The organism is Pseudomonas sp. NPDC090592 (assembly GCF_044769185.1).
GTDB lineage: Bacteria > Pseudomonadota > Gammaproteobacteria > Pseudomonadales > Pseudomonadaceae > Aquipseudomonas.
The window spans coordinates 79064-103545 of the sequence record NZ_JBIVXJ010000005.1; the positions used below are offsets into that span (position 1 = coordinate 79064).

The 24482-nt window shown below is 64.9% G+C and carries 24 protein-coding genes and 1 pseudogene; all 25 read right to left on the bottom strand.

Annotated elements, in window-relative coordinates:
- Positions 1-76: 76 nt before the first annotated feature.
- Positions 77-1369, bottom strand: coding sequence for an NAD(P)/FAD-dependent oxidoreductase (locus tag ACIQUI_RS05880; protein WP_403195868.1), 1293 nt, complete (start codon positions 1367-1369; stop codon positions 77-79).
- A complete protein-coding gene (locus ACIQUI_RS05885; RefSeq protein ID WP_403195870.1) occupies positions 1362-2039 on the bottom strand; it encodes a peptidase S8 and S53 subtilisin kexin sedolisin in 678 nt (225 codons plus the stop codon). Before ACIQUI_RS05885 ends, ACIQUI_RS05880 begins: the two co-directional genes overlap by 8 nt.
- Entirely contained in the window at positions 2029-3762 is a 1734-nt protein-coding gene (locus ACIQUI_RS05890; protein ID WP_403195873.1) for an ABC transporter ATP-binding protein, read from the bottom strand. Before ACIQUI_RS05890 ends, ACIQUI_RS05885 begins: the two co-directional genes overlap by 11 nt.
- Before the next feature lie 3 nt (positions 3763-3765).
- Positions 3766-5676 carry a sigma-54-dependent Fis family transcriptional regulator gene (locus ACIQUI_RS05895; protein ID WP_403195875.1) on the bottom strand — a complete coding sequence of 637 codons (1911 nt, stop codon included), beginning with the start codon at positions 5674-5676 and terminating at the stop codon, positions 3766-3768.
- 590 nt (positions 5677-6266) lie between these two features.
- Complete coding sequence (locus tag ACIQUI_RS05900; RefSeq protein WP_403195878.1) at positions 6267-6725, bottom strand: hypothetical protein; 459 nt, start codon at positions 6723-6725, stop codon at positions 6267-6269.
- Positions 6726-6761: 36 nt separating this feature from the next.
- On the bottom strand, positions 6762-7643 hold the full coding sequence (locus ACIQUI_RS05905; RefSeq protein ID WP_403195880.1) for a hypothetical protein: 882 nt from the start codon (positions 7641-7643) through the stop codon (positions 6762-6764).
- A 252-nt stretch (positions 7644-7895) separates the two neighbouring features.
- Positions 7896-8135 (bottom strand): hypothetical protein, encoded by a 240-nt coding sequence (locus ACIQUI_RS05910; protein ID WP_403195882.1) that lies wholly within the window; start codon positions 8133-8135, stop codon positions 7896-7898.
- A gap of 797 nt (positions 8136-8932) precedes the next feature.
- Positions 8933-9779: pseudogene (locus ACIQUI_RS05915) on the bottom strand (CsgG/HfaB family protein).
- Positions 9780-9813: 34 nt separating this feature from the next.
- Complete coding sequence (locus ACIQUI_RS05920) at positions 9814-10227, bottom strand: curli assembly protein CsgF (protein ID WP_403195885.1); 414 nt, start codon at positions 10225-10227, stop codon at positions 9814-9816.
- The gene (csgE, locus tag ACIQUI_RS05925) at positions 10224-10619 is read right to left on the bottom strand and encodes a curli production assembly/transport protein CsgE (protein WP_403195888.1); all 396 of its coding nucleotides are present in this window, start codon (positions 10617-10619) and stop codon (positions 10224-10226) included. Before csgE ends, ACIQUI_RS05920 begins: the two co-directional genes overlap by 4 nt.
- Positions 10616-11143: a type II secretion system protein gene (locus ACIQUI_RS05930; protein WP_403195891.1), complete on the bottom strand. Its 528-nt coding sequence runs from the start codon at positions 11141-11143 to the stop codon at positions 10616-10618. The genes csgE and ACIQUI_RS05930 overlap by 4 nt, the downstream gene beginning before the upstream one ends.
- The gene (locus ACIQUI_RS05935) at positions 11118-11492 is read right to left on the bottom strand and encodes a type II secretion system protein (RefSeq protein ID WP_110742120.1); all 375 of its coding nucleotides are present in this window, start codon (positions 11490-11492) and stop codon (positions 11118-11120) included. The genes ACIQUI_RS05930 and ACIQUI_RS05935 overlap by 26 nt, the downstream gene beginning before the upstream one ends.
- A 5-nt stretch (positions 11493-11497) precedes the next feature.
- Positions 11498-11977, bottom strand: coding sequence for a type II secretion system protein (locus tag ACIQUI_RS05940; RefSeq protein ID WP_403195894.1), 480 nt, complete (start codon positions 11975-11977; stop codon positions 11498-11500).
- A complete protein-coding gene (locus tag ACIQUI_RS05945; RefSeq protein ID WP_403195897.1) occupies positions 11974-13839 on the bottom strand; it encodes a secretin N-terminal domain-containing protein in 1866 nt (621 codons plus the stop codon). The genes ACIQUI_RS05940 and ACIQUI_RS05945 overlap by 4 nt, the downstream gene beginning before the upstream one ends.
- The gene (locus tag ACIQUI_RS05950) at positions 13836-14345 is read right to left on the bottom strand and encodes a hypothetical protein (RefSeq protein ID WP_403195900.1); all 510 of its coding nucleotides are present in this window, start codon (positions 14343-14345) and stop codon (positions 13836-13838) included. The genes ACIQUI_RS05945 and ACIQUI_RS05950 overlap by 4 nt, the downstream gene beginning before the upstream one ends.
- Positions 14345-14905, bottom strand: a complete 561-nt coding sequence (gene pilO, locus ACIQUI_RS05955) for a type 4a pilus biogenesis protein PilO (RefSeq protein WP_403195903.1) — start codon at positions 14903-14905, stop codon at positions 14345-14347. The genes ACIQUI_RS05950 and pilO overlap by 1 nt, the downstream gene beginning before the upstream one ends.
- Positions 14892-15434, bottom strand: coding sequence for a PilN domain-containing protein (locus ACIQUI_RS05960; protein ID WP_403195906.1), 543 nt, complete (start codon positions 15432-15434; stop codon positions 14892-14894). Before ACIQUI_RS05960 ends, pilO begins: the two co-directional genes overlap by 14 nt.
- 1 nt (position 15435) lies before the next feature.
- Complete coding sequence (locus ACIQUI_RS05965; RefSeq protein ID WP_403195910.1) at positions 15436-16215, bottom strand: hypothetical protein; 780 nt, start codon at positions 16213-16215, stop codon at positions 15436-15438.
- Positions 16199-17872, bottom strand: a complete 1674-nt coding sequence (locus ACIQUI_RS05970; RefSeq protein WP_403195913.1) for a GspE/PulE family protein — start codon at positions 17870-17872, stop codon at positions 16199-16201. The genes ACIQUI_RS05965 and ACIQUI_RS05970 overlap by 17 nt, the downstream gene beginning before the upstream one ends.
- Positions 17873-18055: 183 nt before the next feature.
- The gene (locus ACIQUI_RS05975; RefSeq protein ID WP_403195916.1) at positions 18056-18589 is read right to left on the bottom strand and encodes a response regulator; all 534 of its coding nucleotides are present in this window, start codon (positions 18587-18589) and stop codon (positions 18056-18058) included.
- A gap of 249 nt (positions 18590-18838) precedes the next feature.
- A complete protein-coding gene (locus ACIQUI_RS05980; RefSeq protein WP_403195918.1) occupies positions 18839-19480 on the bottom strand; it encodes a SurA N-terminal domain-containing protein in 642 nt (213 codons plus the stop codon).
- Positions 19481-19492: 12 nt separating this feature from the next.
- Positions 19493-21166 (bottom strand): ABC transporter substrate-binding protein, encoded by a 1674-nt coding sequence (locus tag ACIQUI_RS05985; RefSeq protein ID WP_403195920.1) that lies wholly within the window; start codon positions 21164-21166, stop codon positions 19493-19495.
- Between the two features lie 5 nt (positions 21167-21171).
- Positions 21172-21837 (bottom strand): SCO family protein, encoded by a 666-nt coding sequence (locus ACIQUI_RS05990; RefSeq protein ID WP_403195922.1) that lies wholly within the window; start codon positions 21835-21837, stop codon positions 21172-21174.
- Complete coding sequence (locus tag ACIQUI_RS05995; RefSeq protein ID WP_403195924.1) at positions 21834-22490, bottom strand: SCO family protein; 657 nt, start codon at positions 22488-22490, stop codon at positions 21834-21836. The genes ACIQUI_RS05990 and ACIQUI_RS05995 overlap by 4 nt, the downstream gene beginning before the upstream one ends.
- Complete coding sequence (locus tag ACIQUI_RS06000) at positions 22487-24466, bottom strand: cytochrome D1 domain-containing protein (RefSeq protein ID WP_403195926.1); 1980 nt, start codon at positions 24464-24466, stop codon at positions 22487-22489. Before ACIQUI_RS06000 ends, ACIQUI_RS05995 begins: the two co-directional genes overlap by 4 nt.
- Positions 24467-24482: the final 16 nt, after the last annotated feature.

Sequence of the window (24482 nt, forward strand, 5' to 3'; positions counted from 1 at the left end):
TGCAAACCCTGGGTCTTGCGCAGTACCTGTGGGAGCTGGCTTGCCTGCGATGGGCCGCAACGCGGCCCCGGCAATCTCAAACCAACCCCTGCTCCAACAACCAGCGCCGCACCATCATCTGCTGCTCACCCGCCAAGCCAGACAACACGGCCTCAACCGGTCGGCCGCTACGCACTTCCCGCACCACAGGCGCCAACTCCACCCCCTGCAAATGCCACACCCCCAACGGCTGATCCGCCGTCACCACCACCTCGGCTTCGTCCACCAGCCCATCACGCAGTACCGGCCGCCGCTCGACCCGCACTGCGTTCCAATCCGCAGCCTTATGCAACGGCTGCGCATCCGGCCAGCCTTGCCGCCGCCCCCAGAACGGCTGCCCTGCGCGCGCCTGCTCTTGCGCGTAGAAATCCCGCCCGATCCGGGCAAAACGCAAGAACAGCTGCTCGACCCGCTGCTGGTGAAACTGACCCGCCAACGCAGCCCGCTCGGGCTTGCGCAGCAACGTGTTGACCACCACCGGTGCCTGCAACGCCGAAGACAGCGACTGGAAAATGCCGTTGCCCGACAGCGGGTCAACCGCCATCGCGGCATCACCCACCCGTATCCAGTCCTGCCCAACGCATTCCCCGGCCAGAATCGCGGTACTGCTGCGAGCATGCACCTCTGCCGGCATCAACGCCTGGGCATCGAACAGTTCGGCCACCAGCGCGCTAAGGCCACGCCGCGCCACGCAGTAGTCTGCCAGCCCGGCCTTGCCCGGTAGCCCAGCGGCGTCCAGCGTGATCTGCCAGTAACAGCGGCCATCCTCGAGCCGCGCCATCCACGCCCAACCATCCTCCAGGCTCTCCACTGCCGAGGCAGGCGCCCCCGGGCTCGCTTGCCAGGCATTCAGCAGGCTGACTGTCTCCGGCCCGCGCAAACGGTCTGCGGCCAGCGGTGCCTGGCGGCCGCGAGCCTCGACGAGGAAATCAGCGACCAGTACCTGCCCATCGTCCAGACGAACACGATGACCGCCCTCGTGCAGCACCTCACGCACGCGCCCCTCGACCATGTGCACGCCTGCACGCTGAAGGTCGTCGCGCAGCGCCCGGTCAAACCGTTGTCGGTCGAGCAAAAATTCCTGGTTCATGTGCAGGCGCTGGCCATTCCAGTGCACCTGCCGGGTAGCCGGCATGGCCGCCTGGCTCAAGGCCCCGCCGAGGCCCGCATGCCGCATGCCCTCCAGCACCCGCTGCGAAACCCCCTCAACCGCCGCGAAACGGCGCCACTCGGACACCACCGTCACGCTATGGCCCAGCCGCCGCAGGCCAATGGCCGTGGCCGCACCCGCAGGGCCGGCGCCCAGCACCACGATGCGCGGCTCAGCCATGGCTCGCCCCCCGCCGCTCAGGGCCGCTAAACGCCGCGTGATCGCGTAACCAGGCATGGATCTGCTGGCGATCCATACCCGGCTCGTCACGCAGCAAAGCAGCAATCCTCCCGCTCAACGCCGCACAGCCCAGGCTCGCACCTGCTCTGCCGCCCGTACCAACATAACCGCCAAAATCCGCCTGCCGGGTACCAAGCCAGGACCACTCGCCGGGCGCGCAACGCGCGTCTCCGGTCAGTTGCAGCACCCCAGGGTAGCTAGCCGGGTACACCGGCCCGCCCTGCGCCGGGCTGGATGCACACAACAGCACGCCAGCCGCCAGCGCTTCGGCACAGGCCTGGTGCAGCACGGGCCGGTCCTGCTGCAACCCCAGGCTGAGGTTGACCAGCGTGGCCCCGGCCTCCACCAGCCACAGCAGCGCGGCCGCCACCTGCAAGGCGCTGGTGCTGGCCTGGTCACCGAACACCTGGGCCATCAGCAACGGTACCGCACCGGCTTCGCGTTCCAGGCCGGCAAGTACCGCACTGCCATGCCCGAGCTGGTCGGGCAGCATTGCGCCTTCACGCAACTGGCCGTCTTCCAGCCAGAAGCGCCGGGCGCCAAGCAAACCGTTGGCCTGCTCCAGCGAGCAGCCACTGTCGATGATGCCAACGCGCACGTCAGAGCCCATGCCTGATGACCTCCTGCGGCAGCACCTGCAACTGGCCATCATGCAGCCGCAAGTGCAGGTCGGCATCGGCCAGTGTCGAAGCCCGGTGGCTGATCAGGATGCGCGTGCGGCCGGCAAACAACTGGTCGATGGCGGCGATCACTTCACGCTCGGTGGCTTCGTCCACTGCCGAAGTGGCCTCGTCCAGCACCAGGATCGCCGGGGCCTGCAGCACCGCACGGGCGATGGCGATACGTTGCTTCTGCCCGCCCGACAACTGCTGGCCACGCTCGCCCAGCAGGCCGTCCAAACCCAGCGGCAGGCTGTCGACCAGGCTATCCAGGCGTGCCAGGCGCACTACCCGTTCCAGTTCATCACGACTGGCCTCGGGCACACCGTAGGCAAGGTTCTGCGCCAGCGTGCCACGGAACAGTACGATGTCCTGGCTGACCACCGCGATGCGCCTGCGCAACGCGGCCAGGTCCAGCTCGCGCAGGTCGGTGCCATCCAGCAAAATACGCCCGTCATCCGGGTCGTAAAAGCGCTGCAGCAGGTCGATCAGGGTCGACTTGCCCACCCCCGAGGCGCCGCTGATGGCCACCTTCAGGCCGCCCGGTACGCGCACATGCACGTTGCTCAGCACCGCACCCTGGCGCCCTTCATGGGCAAAACCCACCCCTTCAAGCTGCAACTCGCCTGGCCCTTCAGGCATAGGCTGCGGATTGGCAGCGGGGCGCACCGCCACCGCCTCCTGCTTCAGCTCCATTACCCGGCCCAGGCTCACGGCCATGCGCTGCACCGCCACATACAGGCCAAGCAAGCTCTGCACCGGCCCTACAGCCATGCCCATGTAGGTGGAAAACGCGATCAATGCACCCAGTTGCCAGGTGCCCTGGATGACCCACCAACCGCCCACCAGAAACGCGCAGGCGCGGCACCACGAGGTCAGCGTACCCGGGATGGCCTGGGTGAAGAACTCGGTCACCTGCACCTTGAGCAGCTGGTGCATGTAGCCCTGGCCCAGCTGGTCCAGCCGCCCTGCCTCACGGCCTTGCTGGCCGGCCGCCTGAATGAACTTCATGGCGGGCAACGTCTCGACCAGGAACGACGACACATCTGCCGAGCGCTCACGCAGGTTGCGCACTTCGCGCTCCACCTTGCGCCGCATCCAGCGCAGCCACAGCACTTCGATCGGCACCAGCAGCGCCAGCAGCAGCGACAACTGCCACGACAGCATCAGCATCAACGCCACTGCACCCACCAGGCCGATTACCGCCGACACGGCCGAGAACAACGAGTCCACGGCAAAACGCTGAATCTCGGCAACATCGCCATCGAGTCGCGAAAGAATGTCGCCCATGCGCCGTCGCCCGTAGAACGTTGGCGATAACTGCTGCAAATGGCGGTAAAGGTCATCGCGCAGGGCAAACAGGATGCGCCCTGACAAGCGCGTATGCAGGTAGCGGTTGACCCCGGCCAGCACGGTACCGAGCAGCCCGGCCCCGATCATGATTGCCGCCATGTGCCAGAGGGTCTGGTAGTCCTTGGCCAGCAGCCCCTCGTCGATCAGCGTCTTGACCAGCCAGGGCTGCGCCAGCGCCAGCAGCGAGGCACCCAGCGACAGGCCCAGCAGCAGGCCGATGGCACGCCGGTGCGGGCGCACAAAACCATACAGCCAGGCCAGCGCCTGGCGCATCAGTACAGGGTCGCTGGACTCCACCAGCCTCGCGAACAATGGGCCCATGGTTCAGCCGCGCAACTGTTTGAGCTTGCGGTACAGCGTTGCCCGGCTGATCCCCAGCGCATCGGCCGCCGCCGACACATTGCCCTGGTGGCGCGCCAGCGCGCCGCGGATCATCTCAAGTTCGTTGTCCTTGAGGCTGCCAGAAGGCGCCGTGCCGCTGGCCAACTCGTCCAGCAGGCAATCGGTCAGGTGGTCCAGTGTCAGCACCTGCTCGCCGTCCTCGCGCATGGCCAACGCCGTGCGCACCACCATTTCCAGCTGGCGGATGTTACCCGGCCAGTCGAAGCCTTCGAGCAAGGCAGCCAGCGCCGGGTCGAGGGTTACGCCACGGGCATCGGACTTGTCCAGCAGCCCCTGGATGATCGCGCCCAGGTCATCTCGCTCGCGCAGCGCCGGCAGGCGCAGCGACACGCCATTGACCCGGTAGTAAAGGTCTTCGCGAAAGTGCTGCTCTTGCACCAGGCGCTTGAGGTCGCGGTGAGTGGCGCAGATCAGCGCCACATCGATGTCCTGCTCGTCCCCCGCCCCCAGCGGCGCCACACGGCGCTCCTGCAACACCCGCAACAGGCGCGCTTGCAGGGCCAGCGGCATGTCGCCGATTTCATCCAGGAACAGCGTGCCGCCATGGGCCTGCATCAACCGCCCGACCATGCCGCCCCGGCGCGAGCCGGTGAACGCACCCTCGCGGTAGCCAAACAGCTCGGACTCGATCAGCCCTTCGGGGATGGCCGCGCAGTTCACGGCCACAAACGGTTTGTCGGCCCGCGGACTGGCCTGGTGCAACGCCCGGGCAACCACTTCCTTGCCGGTACCGGTCTCGCCCAGCAGCAGCACCGGCAGGCCATTGCCCAGGCCCTGGCGGGCCATGCGCAGGTTGCGCGCCAGGCGCGGGTCGCCGCCCGCCAATGCTTCCAGTGCGGGCGACTGCTTGCCAGGCGCCGGTTTACTTGCCGGCGCACTGCCATTGACCCGGCCATGCCGTGGCAACTGCAAGGCGCGGAAGTAGAACTCGCCCTTGGCCGTCTGCACGCTGCTCACCCCGCCCTGCCACAGGCGTGTAATGAACGCAGGTGAGCGTTCGCCGAGCAGGTCAGTGCTGCGCCGCCCGATCAGCTCATGGCGCGGCACCTGCAACAACTGGCAGGCACTGTCGTTGGCGGCCAGCACTTCACCGTCCAGGCTCAGCGCCAGCAGGCCGTGCCAGGCGCTGTTGAGGTACTGCGGGCGGCTGTGGAAGGCCAGCACCAGTTGCGCGGGGTGGCACAGGCCGAACAGGCGGCTTTCGATATTGCCGGCGGCCAGCATCAGCGTTGTCAGGCTGTCCTGTGGCTGCGCCATCACCCCTTCGCGGGTGATGTCGAGCACGCCGATCACCTCGCCACGCGGATCGCGCAGGGGCACGGAGGTGCAGGAGAACGGGCTGAGGCGGTCGAGGTAATGTTCGCCGCAGTTGATCAGCGTAGGGCGGCCTTCCACCACCGCTGTTCCAATCGCGTTGGTGCCACGCAGTGTTTCGCTCCAGCAGCTACCCGGTTGCAGGTCGCGCAGGCCCTCGCGGCTGAGTACGTGGGTCTGGCCCTCGATGGCCAGCACGTTGGCCTTGGCGTCGCCGAGGATGATGATGCCAGCCTTGCCCTGACGCGAGACCAGGTAGTCGAGTTCGGGGGTAACGGCATCGACCAGCAGGCGGTTGCGTTCCAGCAGGGTACGCAAATCATGGCCGTGTTCCAGGCCGAGGCCAACCTGTTCGCCTTGCAGGCTGTCCAGGCCATGGCCGAGGCTGCGGCGCCAGGAGGCGTCGATTTCGTCGCGCAGCATGCCCAGCGGCAGCTCGCCCTCACTCGCCAGTTTCAGGCGGGCCTGGCGGGACTCGTGCAGCGGGTCGTGGGCGTTTGTTATTAGTTGTCGCGCCATTTTCTACTCCGGCTGTGCCCCGCAAGGTGGCGGAAGACGGGCTTGGGAATTTTCCGCAGTGTGCGGGAGAAATGGCTGGGCGTCATCAGGTAGTGGATGGTTTGGGGGGAGCTGGGCAGGTTACTTGAAGCTGGCGCAGTCCCTGTGGGAGATTCTATGGTTTCTGGCAATGGCATTAGGGTTGCCAGGTGCTCGCCACAGCATCTTCAGCGCCTGGGAGACCGAGCGCCGCCCGCGCGGCGCATCGCGAGCAAGCTCGCTCCTACATCTGTTTCGGGCCAGTAACGCCTGTGCCATGGGCGCGCGACCGCCTTGTTCGTACGACGCAATATCGAGTCATGCGCCAAAGCGTTCGCGCGCAAATCCCGCAGGAATGATTGGCCCGAAACAGATGTAGGAGCGAGCTTGCTCGCGATGCGCCGCGCGGGCGGCGCTCGATCTCACAAGCGCTACATATCTTGTGGCCAACACCTGTCAGCCCTGATGCGATCTCTGTGGGAGCTGGCTTGCCGGCGATCACCGGCGTTGCCGGTGCCATCCACCACGTCGCCTGCTTCGCGGGCTTGCCCGCTCCCACAGTACAGAAGATGTTATCGCTCTGGCGCTTGCATGACTTTTAGGTTGTCTATGACCATTTGCGGGTTCTCGCCGTCTTCAACCATGTAAAGATGCAGGATTTCAGGGCCGTCCACTGTCACCTCATCCGACCCATAATGCATACCTTCACGGTCATTCAGCATTTTGTAGTTATCCTTAAAGGTGAGATCTCTCGTGCATATATCACTGCACCCCCAGTCGTAACTTACACGGCGAGTTCCGGTGCCAGGCAGTAAAATTTCGGTTGAACCTTCGAACTTCAGATGTTTCCCGCGTATGGCACTTCCATCGCCGCCGTGCGAATCGTCGCTGACGCTACCAGTGCCATGCAGTATGAATGTCGACCCGTCAACCCTGAATTCCTTGCGATCACCGACCTGCTCGGTTTCAAAATCAACGTCCGAAGTAACGACAGGTCGACCCACCGCCTGGTCTTGTTCATCGTAAGTCAACTGCGTTACCTGATCTTTTGCCGTGGGAAGCTTGATTCAGATTACCGGCACCGCCTGGCCGTAAGCTGCGTGATACCGGAACTGGTCAAATTGCGCCAGCAAGCCTGCCTGCGTCTGACCCTCGACATAGAAAAATGCAAAAACAGGCAAGTCTGCGCCTTCACCGACTTTCCAGACTGGGAGCAAAATTTCGTTGTAGCCCATCCACGCCTCTGCGCTCAAACCCGCCCTGACCTTTATCGGCATCTCAAACCACTGCGCCTTCATGTTCGCGGGGGCCTCGCGCAGGTCCCATCCGCAGACTCTTGATTTCCTGATGTCATCTTCGCTGTACTTTGCCAGCCACTCATCCGCATCCGTCACACCGACCTTCTGACATGCGTCCGTGGTGGTCTCAAACCCGTCATGCGGGCCGCATCCCTGCGCGGTTTCGCGCTTGTCCGTACCGCCATCAATGGGGAATGTACACAGCACTTCGAGATCGCGGATCTTGCCAGGCGCGATGGCCTGTAGCGGCGGGAACAAAAAACCATTGTAGCGTTCCGCCGCCCTGCCGAAGTTGGTATCGCGGCGCACCCAGGAAAACGCGATGGCGCCTTTGTCCAGGTGCTTCTGGCTCGGGTCCCAAGGTAGATTCTCAGGGCTGAACTCCGTAGCACGCAGTTCGAAACCGCTGCACAGGTAACTGGGTTTATCAGGCCCACCGCAGTCTTCGGTGACCGAGTCGTACCAGACTTTCAGTTGCGCAACCGCCTGCTCACCCCGTTTGTTCAATTCGACCAACTGCTGTGACTTGGCTGTTTCCCTTACGAGTACCTGGGTCTGTGCGGGCGGACCGGCAGGCACCGAAGAGGTGTGCGACACGCAACCGATCAAACTTCCCAGGGTAAAAATCAACAGGCCTATCCGAGTCTGCATCACCGAGCACCTTTTCCGAGTTAACTGTCAACGCCGCACATTCAGAGATGTCATGGGGCTTTGATGCAATTTGCTCATAGGAGAACAGTGACGACTACTGGCAGTTCTATCAGGTCAGGGCGTTGAAATTGGCGATACTTTAATAATGAACAGAGAGAGTGTGGCCTGCACTGGCCTCTTCGCGGGCTTGCCCGCTCCCACAGGTTTCGCACCAATTGTGGGAGCGGGTTCACCCGCGAAAGGCCCTTGAAATCAGACGCCTGGCGCCAGGTTTCTCCGCCCGGTCAGTTGCTGCCTTTCCACCCCATCCAGCAACGCCTCCACCACCGCCTTGGCCGAGTCCAGCCCATGGTCATTGCTCAACAGCAGATCACGACAGGTCCCTTTGGCCAGCTCCAGCGCCTTGAGGTTGGTCGCAAATGCGCCCTTGAGCAGCGTGGACAGATGCACCAGCGCATCTTCGTAGTCCACGCCCGAGCGCACGGCGAACAATGGCGGGTGGCTGCATTCACAAGTGGAAAAACTGGAGGCCGCCGTGGTGGCGCGTACGGGAGGGTCGGTAAGCCTTTTGTCATTGTGTCGCTCCTTGATTCACTGGAGCCGCCACAAATCGCTACCAAACGAAAGGGTGACGGCTGTACGCAGGTTGGTAGACCGGGAATCAAGGAAACCGGCGCGCACGGAGGCGCCCTACGCACAGCCGCCATAAAACGAAACAGCCGGGCACAAAAAAGCGCCAACTGTATCGCAGAGCGGGCGCTTGTGCGCCTTGATTGATCGCGGGCTACCAAACCCGGCTGCTGGATTTACAGCAGCGGGCAAAGACTACCGGGGTGAGTGAACCGTTTCAAGGCTGGCCGTGTTTCAGAAACAATTCAGTTGTTGTCGCTTGTCCTCGCTGGGGTAAGGGCGCATGACTCGACGGGGCATCAGGGCCACCAAGTGCCTGCCTCAGCATTTTTGGTGCCTATGAGATCGAGCGCCGCCCGCGCGGCGCTTCGCGGGGCAAGCCCGCTCCCACATTTGTTGCAACGTGGCCATGCCTGTGGAAGAGGGGTTGCCCGCCTAGGTGCATGATTCAAGATAGGTGAGGTGCCATGAGCGCCAGCCGGGTAGTCGAGTCAAGCCAACAAGGCTGGCAACCATGGCCTCACAGTTTTGGTACGTTGCAACAAATGTGGGAGCGGGCTTGCCCCGCGAAGCGCCGCGCGGGCGGCGCTCGATCTCATAGGCGCTGAACCTCTCATGACAGGCGCCTGGCAGCCCCAACACAACCCCAAACCGCCCCTTCAAGGCTGCTGATTCTGGCTCAAGAACTTATCCACCGTCGCCTTGCCCACCATCCCCCGCCACCTGCCACAACCGCCGCTCGATCCCCTGCGCCAGCAAATGCCCCACCGCCGACTCGATCGCCGACAGCACGCACAGCTGCGCCGGCTCATTGGTGGTGTAGCCCACCTCAGCCTCAAGCAGCTTCTTGAACTCGATGAACTTGAACACCCCGGCACTGCGGCCGACCGAGTAGATGGTCTTGCTGGTCATCACGTTGGCCAGCACCTGCCCGGTACGCACGTCCACAGCGCGCAGGTTCACGGTTACCTGGTCGACCCGGTACTCGCGGGAGATGTCGATCCCCAGGTAACGGGCGCCCTCGCCGCCGCTGCGCACGTTGGTGTCGTAGGCGATGATGCCACCCTCCAGCATCAGGTTGGCGGCCTGCAACGGGGGCAGCTCGCCCATGATGTTTTCCGCCACGTCAGGTTTTTTCTGCGAAGCACGGATGATCTTGCGCTCGGTCAGCAGGTTCTGCAGGCCTTCGCGCTCCAGCACCACGAACCAGCCGCTGGCACTCAGCGCGTCCATCAGCATGCTCGCCGCGCCCTGGGTGACGCTGGTGGAGAACGAGCTGGCCGGGGTGGGCTTGTACTGCCCGGTCTGGTCACGGAAGCCGTACACCACCGCCATCAGCCGGCCTTTGGGCCGTGGCATGTTGATCAGGTCGTAGTAGGTGGAGGCGCGCGGGGTCAGGGTCGGGGTTTCCGAGTCCTGTTCGGCCGACATGGGTTCGCGCAGGCTGCAACCCGTTTGCAGGCCCAGGGCGGTGAGGATCAGCAGCGTGCTCAGCAGACGTTTCATGGTGTTCTCTCCCCAACATAAAAGCCCTTCCCTCTCAGGGGTTCAGGCCGCTGACCTCAATGATCGAAATTTCTCCTGTGGCGCGATCGGTGACCTTGATGCTCAAGGCCCCGGAATCGTCGATGACGTCGATGAGAAACGCATCGGTCGCCATGCTGCCGGTGCTGCCGTTACTGATGTTGTCGAGCAACTGCGACAACATCCGCGACTCCAGCTGGTTACTGAAGCGCTCCAGGGCCGTGGTGCCGGAAAAGGCCGAGGCACGGTCCTTGAGGTCCGGGTCGTCGTAGTCGTTCTGGGCCTGGGCGTTGTTCAACAGCCAGGTGCCGTTCAACGGGTTGCCGCCAAAGGCCGGGTTGACCGGGGTGTACACCAGCTCGGTGGCGTGGGCAGCACAGGCGCTGGCCAGCAGGCAGGCGGCAATGCAACGTGGAATGCAGTGGTTCATAGCTCGTCCCTCTCCAAGTCGGTGGTGTCCTGTAGCAGGCGCTGCAGCTTGCGTTGAATGATCTGCTGCTTGACCAGGTCGGCGGCTGCAACGGCCTCGTCTTTGAGCTCGGTGGTGTTCGGTGGCAGGAAGCGGCGGTACATCACTTCGCGTTCGAACTCCACGGTGACCAGGCTGCCCCAGCGGGCATCCGGCCGTTCGCGCACCACCAGGTTGAAGTCCAGGCGGCTGGTGGCACGCAGGCGGTCGGCGAAGTAGTAGTAAAAATCGTGGCCGATGTGCGAGATGGTGTTGTCGACGATGAAACCCTGCATCTCATCCTCGTCCCCGGCCTTGGCCGACGTGGCCAGCACCAGCAGCAGGCCCAGGCACAGCGCAGCCAGGCTGTTCATGGCGTATCTCCCGGGCCGCTGTGGGTCTGCACGCCGTCGGCACCTTCGGTAAAGGCCTGCTCGGCGACGAACTGCCAGTCGCTGTAATGTTCCAGCCCTTCGAAACCACTCCACTCGGTACTGAAACCACTGCGCTTGAACGGGGTGGCGTCCGAGCGGCTATGTACGCCGGTGATGCGGCCGTCGATGGAACGCAGCAAACCCCACTCGTCGCTGTTGGTAATCGGGTCGGGGTACAGCCTGCGAATGTGCCGCTTGGCCTGCGGGAAGCGGTTGTCTTGCAGCAGGTCAGCCAGGTCCTGTGGGTACTGGGCCAGGCCCGGCGAGGCGCGGTAGTAGCTGCGCAGGGCCTGGGCGTACTGGCTGCCCACCCACAGCAGCTGGCGCTCGCGGTCACGCTGGGCGGCACTGGCCCAGATCGTGCCGGTGGCGGCCAGGGCCACGCTGCTGACCGCAATCAGCAGCAGCACGCCCAGGTAGGTGAAGCCAGCGCTGGCCTTACCATTCAGCAAAGAGGCTGCCATCACGCGCCCTCCCTGTGGCACCGCTCTTGATATCGGCCACGCCGCCGGCCACACCTTCAGGGGGCGGCACCAGCTGCCAGGCATCGCTGCGCTCGGTGATCGGGTCGACCGGGGTGTTGCGCAGGTAGCGCTGTTCCACCAGTTGCTCCAGCGAATCCGGGTAGTGACCGGTGTCACCGTAGTAGTGGTCCAGCGCCTCGCGCAGCACCGAAAGGCTCTGGCGCAGGGTGGCTTCGCGGGAGCTTTCCAGGCTGTTGAAATAGCGCGGCATGGCGATGGTCAACAGCGTGGCGATAATCGCCATCACCACCAGCAGTTCGATCAGGGTGAAGCCTTTGCTGCGTTTCATGGCTGTCACCATTGCCCGTAGGGGATGTTGTTCAGGCCTTTGCCACGGGCCTTGGAATAAACATCGAACACGTCTTCGCCTTCGCGCGGGTTGTCGGGGCTGCTGTCGTAGGCGCGCAGGCCCCAGCCGCCTTCGTCTTCACCCTTGGCCGCCAGCAGCGGGTCATGCGGGATGTGCCGCAGGAAGTAGAACTTGGCACCCTTGGCACTGCGCACATCGCGCACGCCCTCCACCAGCACCTGCAGGTTTGGCGGGTAGCCGCTGGCATCCAGGCGCTTCTCGATGTAGCCGGCATCGAAAGCCCGCTTGTAGGCGTCGATGGCGTCGCGAATCTGGTACAGCGCCTCGCGCAGCTGTTGCTCCTTGCCGCGGCGCACCACGGTTTCGGTCAGCGGCGCGGCCATGCTGGCCAGCAACCCGAGCAGTGCCAGGGTCAGCACCACCTCGATCAGGCTGAAGCCCTGCATGCGGCGCTGCGCTTTCATGGCCGCGGGCTCTCGTTGACCGGGGCGACTGCCATCTGGCTTTCCACCACCGGCGTGTCGGTGGTCGGCGCATTGCCGGGTACGTCCATGGGCGGCAACGGCGCCATCTGGCGTACCTGCATGGCCGACTCGGTGCCAGTGGAAAACTCCATGTCCGACGGGCTCTGGTACGGCAGGTTGCGCACGATGCGCGGGGTGATCGCCAACACCAGTTCACTCTTGCTCATGTCGTCCTTGTTGCTGCCGAACAACCGGCCCAGGCCGGGAATGTCGCCGAGGCCCGGGATCTTGTTGCCGCTTGCGTTGTGGTCGTTGCGCACCAGGCCGGCCAGCACCTGGGTTTCGCCATCGTGCAGGCGCAGGCTGGTCTGCGCGTTGCGGGTGTCGACCTGGACCGGGATGGTGCCCTGGCGAGTGGCCTCCAGCGGGGTGGCGTTACTGACCTCAAGGGCCACCTTGATCGCCACTTCGTTGTTCAGGTGCACGGTGGGCTGCACTTCAAGTTTCAAACCGACGTCCAGGTAGGTGACGCTTTCGGTAATCACCGGGCCTTGGGTGGACGGCACCGAGGTGGCGCTGATGATCGGTACCCGCTGGCCGATGTGGATGCGCGCCTGCTCACGGTTGCTGACGCGGATCACCGGGCTGGCCAGGGTGTTGATGTCCTTGTCCTGGGCATTGATCTTGGCCTGCGGCGCCGGCGAGATGCTGATGCGGCTGGAGTCGATACCGCGCAACTGGTCGAGCACGCTGACCGGCTTGCCGTCGTTGCTGAGCACGCCGAAGGTGTTGGGCCATTGCAAACCAAGGTCGAGGATGCGCGAGGTGGCCACTTCCATCACCTCCACTTCCAGCACCACCTCGGGGTTGGACTGGTCCTGCGACTGCAGCAGTTTTTCGGCCATGCGCACGGCGTCCGGGGTGTCGCGCATGGTCAGGGTGTTGAGACGCTCGTCGACGAACACGTCGCGGGTCTTGAGCATGGTCTTGACCATGTTCAGCGCGGTGTTGGCATCGATGCTGGTCAGGTAGAACGTGCGCATGACCAGTTCCTGGTAGTCCTTGGTCTTTTGCGGCGAGTCGGGGTACACCATCAGGGTGTTGTCGTTGACGATCTTCTGGCGCAGCTGGTTCTGCTCCAGCAACAGCGCCACGGCGTCCTCGATGCGCACTTCACGCACGAAGATGGTGGCCTTCATGTCCGGGCGCATGTCCTTGTCGAAGATGAAGTTGATACCCGCCACCTGCGACAGCACCTCGAAGATGGTCTTCAGGTTGGCATCGCGAAATTCCAGGGTAACCGGCCGCTCCAGCTTGCTGCGCAACTGTGGGTACGGCTGGGCAGTGCGCGCCTGCACGTTCTCGATGTCGCTGCGCAGGGCCATGCCCTTCTGGTTCTGTGGGTCCAGGCGCAGCACTTCGCGCATGTAGCGCTCGGCGCCGAACAGGTCGCCCTGGCGCAGTGCCGCCTGGCCCAGGGCCACACGTTCGTCGAGGGTGCGGATCAGCTCCAGCTGGCGGATACCTTCCTGGGCCCGGCGGTTGTTCGGCTCCAGGGTCAGCACCCGGCCATAGCCCATGCGGGCATTGGCAAAGTCATGGCGGATGCGGTCGGCATCGGACTGGCCCAGCAGCGCCTCGACTGCCGCCTGGCGGCTGTGGGCCAGGGCGATGTTCAGCTCGGTGTCGCGCGGGTCATCGCGCAGGGCTTCTTCCAGGCGGGCGATGCCGGCTTCGTACTGGCCCTCCTTCATCAGCTGGTCGCTGTCCTTGCGCACGGTACTGGAGCCGCAGCCGGCAATGGCCACACACAGCGCCACAAGCAGGAACGGGGCAGGTTTGCATAGCTTGGACGGCTTCATGGTGCGCTCCCTACAGACAAAGTCTGCAACTGATGCAAAGGCAGGTAGACCAGGCGCAGCTCTTCGGCCGATACCCGATCGAGGCGATAGGTGTCTTCGATGATGTCGCCCTGACGCACGACGTAGAGTTTTTCGCCGCTCTGCAGAAAGATCTGCAGGTCGTCGTTGTTGCCCATGCGGCCGATGAACTGGAACGGCAGCTCAGGGGCAGTCGGGGCGGCGGCTACCACCGGCGCGGCTACCACGGGTTGTTCGGTGACGGTGGCCAGGGTTTGGGGTTTGCTCCACTGCTGGGTTGGGAACAGATCGCGGGAAGCCTGTTCCGGCCTATTCGCGGGCTTGCCCGCTCCCACAGGGCCTGTGGTCGCCGCCGAACCTGTGGGAGCGGGCAAGCCCGCGAAGGCCGCGACGCCATCGTCCTGCCCAAACCAGTGCCCCGGCGCCCACGCCAACGCCGCGCTCAAACCGAAAAAGCCGGCCCAGATGACTGCACGTTGTGTGTTCATCACGACCTCGACAGGTAAAGGGTCATGCGCAGGCGGGCATTCAGCTCGCTGTCGCCGATGCGTTTGCGTTGCAGTTCGAGGTCTTCCAGCACCAGGGTCGGCAGTTGCTTCAGCAGCCCTTTCAGGAAGCCGCGAATCTGCGGGTAGCTGCCGCGCACTGGCAGCACGATCTGGTAACGCGCCAGTTGGGTCTTGGGATCAATGCCCAGCGCGTACTCGCCACGGGCCAGGCTGATGTGCTCGGCACTGGCCAGGTGGTACAGGCGTTCGATCAGCTCGCTGGCCTGGGGTTGCCCCGGCAGTTGCTGGCGCAAGCTGTCGAGCGCCTGTTGCTCGGGCTTGATGGCGATCTTCAACTCGCCACGCTTGACCCGCCCGACCTGCACGCTGGCGTCCGCTTCGGTGGCACGCAGCTCGCGCACGTTCTGCCACTGCGGCAGCACGCCAGCACCGGCCACGCCCACGGCCAGCAAAACCACGGCGACCGCCGCCAGGCCAACCGGGCCGACGCGGCGCAGGCGTTCCTGAACAATCAGGCTGTTAAGCTCAAGGGCGCGCATGGCCGGTCTCCCAGGTGGCAGTGAGGGTGAAGCGCACCGGGTGCTCAGGCTGTGCGGCCAACACTTCATGGTTGAGCAGCGACACATCGCTGAGCTCATCGCTGGCTTCCAGGCGCTGGTGGTACTGCAGCATCGCTTCCAGGCTGCGTGCTTCTGCGCTGATGCGCACCTGGCCCTTGCGCGCATCCGGGGTCAGGCCAAGCAGCGCGACATCGTCCTGCGGCATGGCTTCGAGCATGGCGAACAGCTGCTGCCAAGGGCGTTGCAGTTGCTGGGATACGCTGCGCATCTGCGCCAGGCGCTCGGCCTGTTCGCGGCTGGCGGCACTGCTCAAGGGTGCGGCAGTGGCCGGGCGGCGGCCCAGTTGCAGCTCCAGGCTGTGCACGCTGGCTTCAAGGTCCACCTGCTCGGTCTGCAAGGTTTGCTGCAGCAGCACCAGGCCGGCGATCAAGGCGCTGCCCAGGGCCAGCAGCGACCACGCCAGCGGGCCGCTGCGCCGGGGTTGGAATTCCAGGTCGAGGCGGCGCATGTCAGGCCACCGCCCGCCACATGGCGCACAGCGGGTCGGCTTCGCTGGCCGGCTGGCACAGCTGCACCGCCGCCAGTTGCGGCACGTCGCCCCGGCCCGGGGCATGCAGGTACACCCGCGGCAGCTGCTCGCCGTACAGCTCGCAGGTACGCTCGATCAACGCTTGCAGGGCCTGGTCGCTGTCGGCGCAGCCCTGCGCCAGCACTTGCTGCCAGGCGCCGCCGGCCGCCAGCAGCAGTACGCTGCGGCGTGGCTCGGCCAGCACGAACAGGAAGTCGCCCTGCTCCAACTGTGGCGAGCAACGGTTGTAGGCAGCCATCAGGTACGGCTGTACCGAGCGCAGGCTCAGGCGGCTTTCCCGGCCCAGCCCCTGCAACCGTTGCAGCAGGGCTTCGGGCAGCGCCGTGGCGATGCGGGCGGCGCCGGCAGGCTCGGGCGACAGTACGATGCGCCAGTCGTCCAGCGGCTGCCCGTAGAGGTTTTCGAAACAGGCCCGGGCATAGGCGTCCAGCTCGCGCGGGCTGCCGATTGCGTCGCTCCAGGGCACCAGGCAGAAGCGGCTGTAGCGGGCCGACAGCAGCACCCGCAACTGGGCGCCACGCACGGCATGCTCGGCCAGCAGCGCAGCGAGCGCGTCCACAGCGGCTGCCCACGCCGGTTGGGCAGCATCGCAGCTGAATTCGCGGCTGCCCAGCCAGCGGTGCTGGTTTTTGTGCCAGCAACCCAAGCCGACACCCTCGGCGCCAAGTACGGCACAGAAACGATCAGATGAATGTGACACGGTTGATCTCCTCAAGGGTGGTGCGGCCATCACGGACCAGGTCCAGGGCCGAAGCGCGCAGCAGGCGCAGGCCACGCTGGCAGGCGTGCGTCTTGATTTGCGACAGGGGCCGGCGCTCGACAATCATCTGCCGCAGGTCGTCGTCCAGGTGCAGCAGCTCGGCGATGGCGCTGCGGCCGCGGTAGCCGCTGCCACGGCACTGGCCACAGCCGTGCACGCGCACAAACTTCCAGCCGGCCACGCCTTCACGGGTAAGGCCCGAGCCGTACAGGGTGTCGTCATCGTGTTCGCAGGGTGTGGCGCAATGCGGGCAGGCCAGGCGGATCAGGCGCTGGGCCAGCACCGCGTTGAGCGCTGAAACGAAGCTGTAGGGGTCGACCTGCATCTGGCTGAAGCGGCCGATCACATCGAACACGTTGTTGGCGTGGATGGTGGTGAACACCAGGTGGCCGGTGAGCGCCGATTGCACGGCAATCTGGGCAGTGTCCGGGTCGCGGATTTCACCGACCAGGATCTTGTCCGGGTCGTGGCGCAGGATCGAGCGCAGGCCACGGGCAAAGGTCAGGCCTTTCTTCTCGTTGACCGGGATCTGCAGCACGCCGGGCAGCTGGTATTCGACCGGGTCTTCGATGGTGATGATCTTGTCCACGCCGTGGTTGATCTCGCTGATCATGGCGTACAGGGTGGTGGTCTTGCCGCTGCCGGTGGGGCCGGTGACCAGGATCATGCCGTAGGGTTCGGCGGCCAGCCGGCGCAAGGCGCGCAAGGTTTCGTCGGCAAAGCCCAGGGCCTGCAACTGCACGCCGCTGACCCGGTCGGACAAATCCTGCTTGTCGAGCACCCGCAGCACGGCGTCTTCACCAAAGATGCTGGGCATGATCGACACGCGGAAGTCGATTTGCCGGTCGCCCACGACCACCTTGAAGCGGCCGTCCTGGGGCACGCGTTTTTCACCGATGTCCAGCTCGGCCATGACCTTGATGCGCGAGATCACCTGGTCGGCAAACGCACTGCCGCTGGCCTTGCCGGCACCGTTGAGCACGCCGTCGATGCGGTACTTGATGGTCAGGCCCTGGCCGGTCATGCCCAGGTGGATGTCGCTGGCATGCAGCTTGAGGGCGTCGTACAGGGTGGAGTTGACCAGCTTGACCACGCGGCTCTGGTCTTCGCTGATGCTGGCCAGCGACAGGCGTTGCAGCGGGTCGCCTTCGCTGCTGGCCTCGGCGTCGTGGTCAAGGGCATCGACGGCGTGGAAGCTTTCTTCGTGGCGGGCCAGGAAGGTGGCCAGGTCGGCGGCGTGGGCCAGGTACAGTGGCGCGCTTTGCAGCACATCGTCGATCCAGGCCAGGCGGGCTTGGTCGAAGGGGTCGGCGAATACGCCCAGCAGTTGGCCGCCCTGCTCGATCAGCACGAATTCGCGTTTAAGGCATAGGGCCAGGGTCACCTTGTCGAAGCGCGGGGCGCTGGCCAGCAAGGTGTGGCTGTCCAGCACCGGGTAATGCAGGGTCAGGCCCAGGCGGCGGGTGAAGGTGTCGGGGGTGTCGCAGGCCAGCCTTTCCAGGCAGTTGAGCACGCGCTCGTCGCTGGCTTGCAGGCGGGCCTGGGCCATGAGGTCGCGGGGGTAGGCTGAAAATGGCGCTGGGTTCTTCGCGGGCAAGCCCGCTCCCACAGGTTCACTGCAAACCGGAAGATCACGCGTATCCTGTGGGAGCGGGCATGCCCGCGAAGAGGCCGGTGCAGGCTGTAGCAGATCCCGGGTTGCATCGAATGCTTCTGGCATGGCCTGCGACTCCGCTCAGGGGCGCGTCGCAGGCTGGCTCGGCCAGGGGTGCGGGCGCCGCTATTCCCCTGTGAGCAGTTGTTCGTCGTCGGGCCCCGGGGGCTTGGCGCCATTACGGCGGCGGTCAGCCAACACCCAGCTTCCATCGTACAACTGCAGGGGGAACGATTCGTTCCTGTACTGGCGTCGTTCGACGAACCCTTCAGCCGGGTTGTCCGTGGCCCTGCGCCGGCGCTCGATGCCCATCAGGTCGAAGATCGCACGTGCCAGTTCCGCCAGCGGGAACGGCTTGAACAGGACATGGCTCACACCGAGATCGGCGGCCCGCTCACGCACTTCAACAGTGGGGTGGGCGGTAATCAGCACGAAATGGCACTGCCTGTTCTTACGTACGGCCTCCAGAACCTGAAAACCCTCCATGTCGGGCAAGCGGTAATCCAGCACGATCACTTGCGGTGCCAGGCTTGCAGCCTGTTCAATACCACTGGCACCGTCGTGGGCAACATGAACATCCAGGTCTTGCGCCTGCAAATACGCCTGCAGGTTCTGCGCAAGGGTCTGTTCGTCATCGACTACCAAAACTCTGTTCACCAAGGTCGACTCCCAAATACTGCCCGGTTACCCGGTCTGCGAAGTGCGCCCTTGTACAGGCTTGAGCAGGCTTCGTGCCAGGCGTGAATAGTCATGTTGCACCGCTGTAAGTCATTGAATTTACTGACGCGCGTGCCAACTCCCGAATCGCGGCGGCCAGGCGCACCCACCCTCTTCCCCACAAGCGGGGAAAATGATGGCACATTGCCAAACCTTAATTCCCCAGCTTTGGGGGAAACGCCATCAGGGGCCTCAGTCAGCGACCTCCACGTTAGCGGCGTCACGCAAACGTTGGCGCACGGAGCGGCGCGCATCGGCTTCTCGCGTGCTGATGAGCGCTGCCCTGGCCAAGACCAGGCCCTGCTCACGTATGACCGAAGGGTTATCACTTTGGTTCTGCGCTCCTTGCAGTCTTTCTTGGTTGGCATCATAGAATGCCTCCACTTCAGCCTGGCTCGGCGTGTCGACTGCACTGAGCTGGGCATACACCTGCTGGGCTGCCATGTCTTGCCGGGTGTATTCAGTGTACTGTGCCCTATCGAAGCCCGCCTCCGCCAGCCGCCGCTCGAAAATTGCCGGGCTGCCAAACGCGGTTTCCACCTCGCCCACATGCGCCGACACCTGCTCATCGCTGACGGCGATGCCCTGGCGCCTGGCCTCCTGCCACAGCAGCTCCTTGTCGATCAGCTCGTCCAGGGCCTGGTCGCGGAGGCGCTTGTACAAACCTGGGTTGCGGATACTGGTTACCGCGCGCCCCTGGGCGCTCAGGTATTCACTGAAGTAGCGCTCCAGCCGCGTCACACTGATTTCCACGCCATTCACCCGCGCTGCCGGCACATCGGCCCAGCTCGCCTCGGCCAGCACCAGCAACAGGCACAGCAATACGCTACGCATGGCAGCCTCCATTCAAGGGGTATCCGGCACCGGCCGGTATGGGGTGACGGCAGTGAAGCGCGGCCCGGGCAGGGCCACCGCCACTACGTGGGCACCGGCCATGCCCTGCCGGCGACCGGGGCCGAAGCCCAGCGCCGGGGTCAGGCCGGTCGTTACATCGTGCAGACCTTCCAGTGCGGCAATCAGCTGCTCGCGGCTGGCGTCCCGGCCGATCTGCTTCAGCGCTTCACCCAGCAGGCGCAACGCGCACAGGGTATTGACCTGCAACGATGCCTGGCGTGGGTCCAGGCCATGACGCTGCTGTAGCCCGGCAAGGGTCGCCAGGCCCTGCTCGGTCCAGTCTTCAGGTACATAGGGGTAGGCCAGGAACACCCGCTGCGACCACTGCGCGGGCAAGCCCGCCACGGCGCCGGCCACCTGGCTTGAGGCGGCGAACAGGTAGGGCTGGCGGCCAGCTGCCTGCAAGCTCGCGGCCAGCTCGGCGAAGGCCTGGGCGCGGCCAAGGAAGACAATGCCCTGCCCGTCCACGGCCTGGCCGTCGAAGGCCTGGACGGCAGGTGGCGCCCAACCCTGTTGCTGCAAACGCTCGCGCACCTGCTCGGCCAACGCTGCCTGCTCGTTGCCGGCATACACCACGCGCAGTTCACCTGGGGCCAGGCCCAGCGCCGTGCGGGCGTGGCCTGCCAGGCTGAGCAACTGCACGGGCAAGCCGGGCAGCGGGTCGAATATCTGTGGGCTGCCGCCGCTGCGCGGGGTGCTGCCGATCAAGGGCACATTCTGCGCTGCCAGCAGAGTTGCCAAGCGCGCGTCGAGCATCGGCGCCAAAGGCGAGATCAGCGCGAACACGCGCTCCTGCTCCAGCAGCAGTTGCAAGGCGTGTTCGGCGCTGGCCGGGTCGAAACCAGGGTCAAGCACCACCAGTTCCAGGCGCCGCCCGTGAATGCCACCTTGCTGGTTGAGTTGCGCCACGCCGTCTTCCAGTACTGCGCGCACCACCTGCCCCGCTTCGGCCAGTGGGCCGGACGCCGGTAGCAAGGTGCCCAAGCGCAGCACGCCCTCCTCTACACCAGGGTCACGCTCCTGCGTCAGGCGTTTGAGATAGGCCGTGAGATTACGCTGGTCGGCCATCGTCAGTTCGAAACGTGGCATTGCCGGGTCCAGGCGGTTGCCGGCCGGGTCCACGCCATACTGGATAGCGCGTGCCAGGCTGGCTTCGGTATAAGCCGGATAGTTGCGGCCATTGGCCTCGCGCGTGCCTGCGCCGAGTGCCAGGCGTTGCCAGTCGAGGCTGGGTGGGCGCACCCCACCTTCGGCACGGCCACGGCCGTCGTTGCCGTGGCAGCTCGCGCAGGGCAGTACGCTGGCGGGCACGCTCATGCTGCTGGCACCGACACGGGCCAGCAGCTGGGCGTCACTGCTGGAAACGCCCTCGCGATAGAGGCGTTTGCCGGCTTGCTCGTGGTCGGTGAGGTCAAGGGCCGAAGCCAGAGGTGCCGTGCAAAGCACGCCTGTAAGCCATATCGCAAGCCATGTGGGAGCGGCCTTGTGTCGCGAAAGGAGCGCGCAGCGCTCCCCGACCTTTGCGCCAAGGCTGCAATTGCCGGGGCTGCTGCGCAGCCCTTTCGCGACGCAAGGCCGCTCCCACAAAAGCAGCCCGCGCAACGGCTGACCCCATGGCAGCCTCATGATACTCACCGGCCAGCCAAAGGCTGGGTCAGCAGTTGCATGCGCTGGGCAATGGCCACGGCTGGTGCATCGGGGCGGATCTTGCTCCAGCGCTTGCCAGCTACATCACCGGCAATCAGCTGCGTGGAGTGCTGCTCAGGGCTGGGCAGGAACTGGCCGATGCGGCCGAGCACCAGGTCGACATTGGCCTTGTCACCGGTCAGGAACAGCCAGTTCGGCCCATCCACCCCTTGCTGCTGTGCAAACGCCTTGAGCGCCTGCGGGGTATCGTTAAGCGGGTCGCTGCTGATCGACACGAACGTTACCTGGCTGGCCAGCTGGGGCCCCATGGCCTCGCGCACTTCGCGCAGCTTGCGGGTAATCAGCGGGCAGGCGTCGGTGCAGTGGGTGAAGATCACGTTGAGCATCACCACCTTGTCCTTGAGCACATCGCTGTAGAAGCGCAGCTCGCGGCCGTTCTGGTCCTTCAGCACAGTGTCGGTGAACCAGGCCTGGGCGTCGCGGGTGCCGCCACCACTGGTCATCGCCTGCGGTGCCGGCTGCGGCGCTGGCGCTTGCGGTGCATGGCCTTCGTGGGCGAACGCCACCGAGGCAAGAATCCACAGGCAACCGCCCAGTACCAGCCAGTCGAAAGGGCGCATGCCGGCGCGGCGGGACGTTACAGTGCTCATGGTTGCACCTCATGATGGTCGGCAATGGCCGTGCTCTTGGCATGCACCCGCCGGGCGCTGAGGCGGTTGATTTCTTCGATCAGTACCGCCGGGTCGGTGAAGCCGTAGTAGCGTGTCCAGTGCCCGCTGCGCCCGTCGCCCACCAGGATCAGCGGCGGATGCTGGCTGAGGTCGGCGCTGAAGCTGCCAAGGCCCTTGAGGGTTTCGGTGATGGCGTACGGGGTGCCGGTCAGCCAGCTCCAGCCCGGCCCCTTCTGGAAGGCTTTGGCGTATGCCTGCAGGCGCTTGGCGTCGTCACGCTGCGGGTCGACGCTGATCGATACCATGTGGATTTCCTCGCCTACCCGGCCACCCAGCTGTTGCTGGACCTTGCCCATGATCGACGACACCACCGGGCACACCGTGGTGCAACTGGTGTAGATGAAGCCCATGACCACCAGGTGATCACCTACCAGGTCTGGCTCCAGCCGCACCGGCATGCCGTCCTGGTTCAGCAGCGAAACGTCGGCAAAACGCACGCTGGTCTTTTCCTGGCTTGCCGCTGGGGGCTGCTCGGCGTGGCCTTTGTGATCGTGACCGGCGTGGGCGAGGGCCAGGTTGCTGGCCAGTGCCAGGCTCAGGGCCAACAGTGTGAAAGCATGCCTGGTATTCATCGCACATTCCTCACGTCAGTCTGGGAAGCGTTGGTCGCTGCGGCCGGCAGGACGCGCAGGCTGGTGTAGTTCTCTTCGGCAAACTTGCGCCCCAGCGAGGGCGACTGCACATGCAGGTACCAGGCGCCGGCTTCAGGCAGTGTCAGGGCTGCCTGATAGACACCCTCGCCCACTTCCTGCAGTTGCAGGTTGCGCGGCATCGACGACGGCGCCAAAAAGTAACGCAGGCTCACATCGCTCAGGCCCAGCCGTGGCTGCCCGTCGTCGCCGACGATGCGTACCCGTGCGGTAATGGCGCCGTGCTGGGGCATTGGCTGGTCCAGGCCGATGAACTCGGCATGCGCGCCCTTGCGCTTGCCGGCATTGGGTGACTCGGCCACATCGGTGCTGAAGCAGTGGATGATCTGCGGCTGGTTGAGCAGGAAAGCCACGTCGAACTTGCCGGCGGCGGGCAGCTTCACCGTCGAGCCGTACACGCCGGGCGCCACTTCGCGCAGGCTGCGGTCGACGACCAGGGCGGCACGGGCCTGGTGCCCACGGTTGTTGTAGCCGGACATCGGCGCGTTCATGCCCTCGGCGTAGAAGTAGGTGGTGTTGTCCACCGGGTTGACCACGAACACCGAGTTGTCATCGCGCGATACCGACAACCCCTGCGCCAGCGGCAGGTCACCGGCCTGGCGCGGTGCGGCCGGGCCGGCTTCAAAACCCTGCACGATAGGTGAGCGCCCTTCGCCCAGGCTGGACAGGTTGATCATGGTCACTTTCGGGGAAGCCAGGCCGCGTACATAGGCATAACCCTTGGTAAAGGTCAGCTGGTACGGTTCGGCCGCTACCGGAATCTGATGGATCAGTTTGTCGGTACTGGCGTCGATGACCAGGGCCTGGCTCTGCAGGGTGTTGAGCACGATGCCGTAGCGGCCATCACTGCTGAAGCGCATCGGCCCCAGGCCCTGTTCGGCCTTGACCGTATGGCGCAGTTGGTGGCTGCGGGCGTCGAACACCCGCACGCTGCCTTCCTCACCATCGACCACATACACGGCCTGGGACAACGCCGAGTAGCTGACCGACAGCGGGTGTGGGCCAACCTGAAGGGTCTTGGCCAGGCGCATTTCCGGGATGTCGATGACGCTCAGGGTGCCGCTGTCGCGGTTGCTGACAAAGGCAAACCGCGAGTCGGCGCTGAAGGCTATTTCGTGGTGCCCGGTGCCGGTGTTGAAGGTTTTCAGGGTGGTGCGCCCTGGCACATCGATCACCGTCACCCCACCCTTGGCCGGGTCACTGCTGTTGTTACCCACCCACAGCCGGTGCTGGTCCGGTTGCAAGGCCACCCGCAGCGGCTGGTCGCCGGCGTCCAGGTCGGCCACGCGGGTGAAGGTTTCGGTATCGATTACCGCCACCTTGCCGCGCTCGGGGATCGACACGAACACCTGCTTGTCGTCGCTGGTGGCCACCCAATCCATGGGCCGCCCCGGCAGGTCGATGCGGGCCATGGTGCTGGTCACGCCGCCCACCGAGACCGTCGGGTCGATCACTGTCAGGCTGGCGTCGTTGTTCAGCACCAACAGGAAGTAGCTGTTCAGGTCGAGCAGTGGTCGGGCGCCGATGCTGCTCTTGAGAAACAGCGCCACCCGCGCCTTGCAGCTATGCTCGCGGTCGCCCACCGGGGCCGACTGCGCCGGGTCGATCCATGCCCCCGGGGCCATGCCCGACAGCGGCTGGCCACTGGTCTGGTCGCTAAGCTTGAAGCGGATGTTGGCAAAACCGCCTTCTTTCAGCTCGCCCCCGGCCAGCGGCCGGGCCTCGAACTCCACGGTCACGCCGTCGCGGCTGAGCCGGTGCGGGGCCTGCACATCGGCCGTTTCTTCCTGCAACAGCTCACGCGGGTCGCACCAGAGCTTTTCATACGCCACGCCCAGGCCGATCAGCGCCACTCCCAGCACTACCCCCAAGTAAGCAGGGCGAGTCTTTTTGTTCATGCTCGCGCTCCCCTTC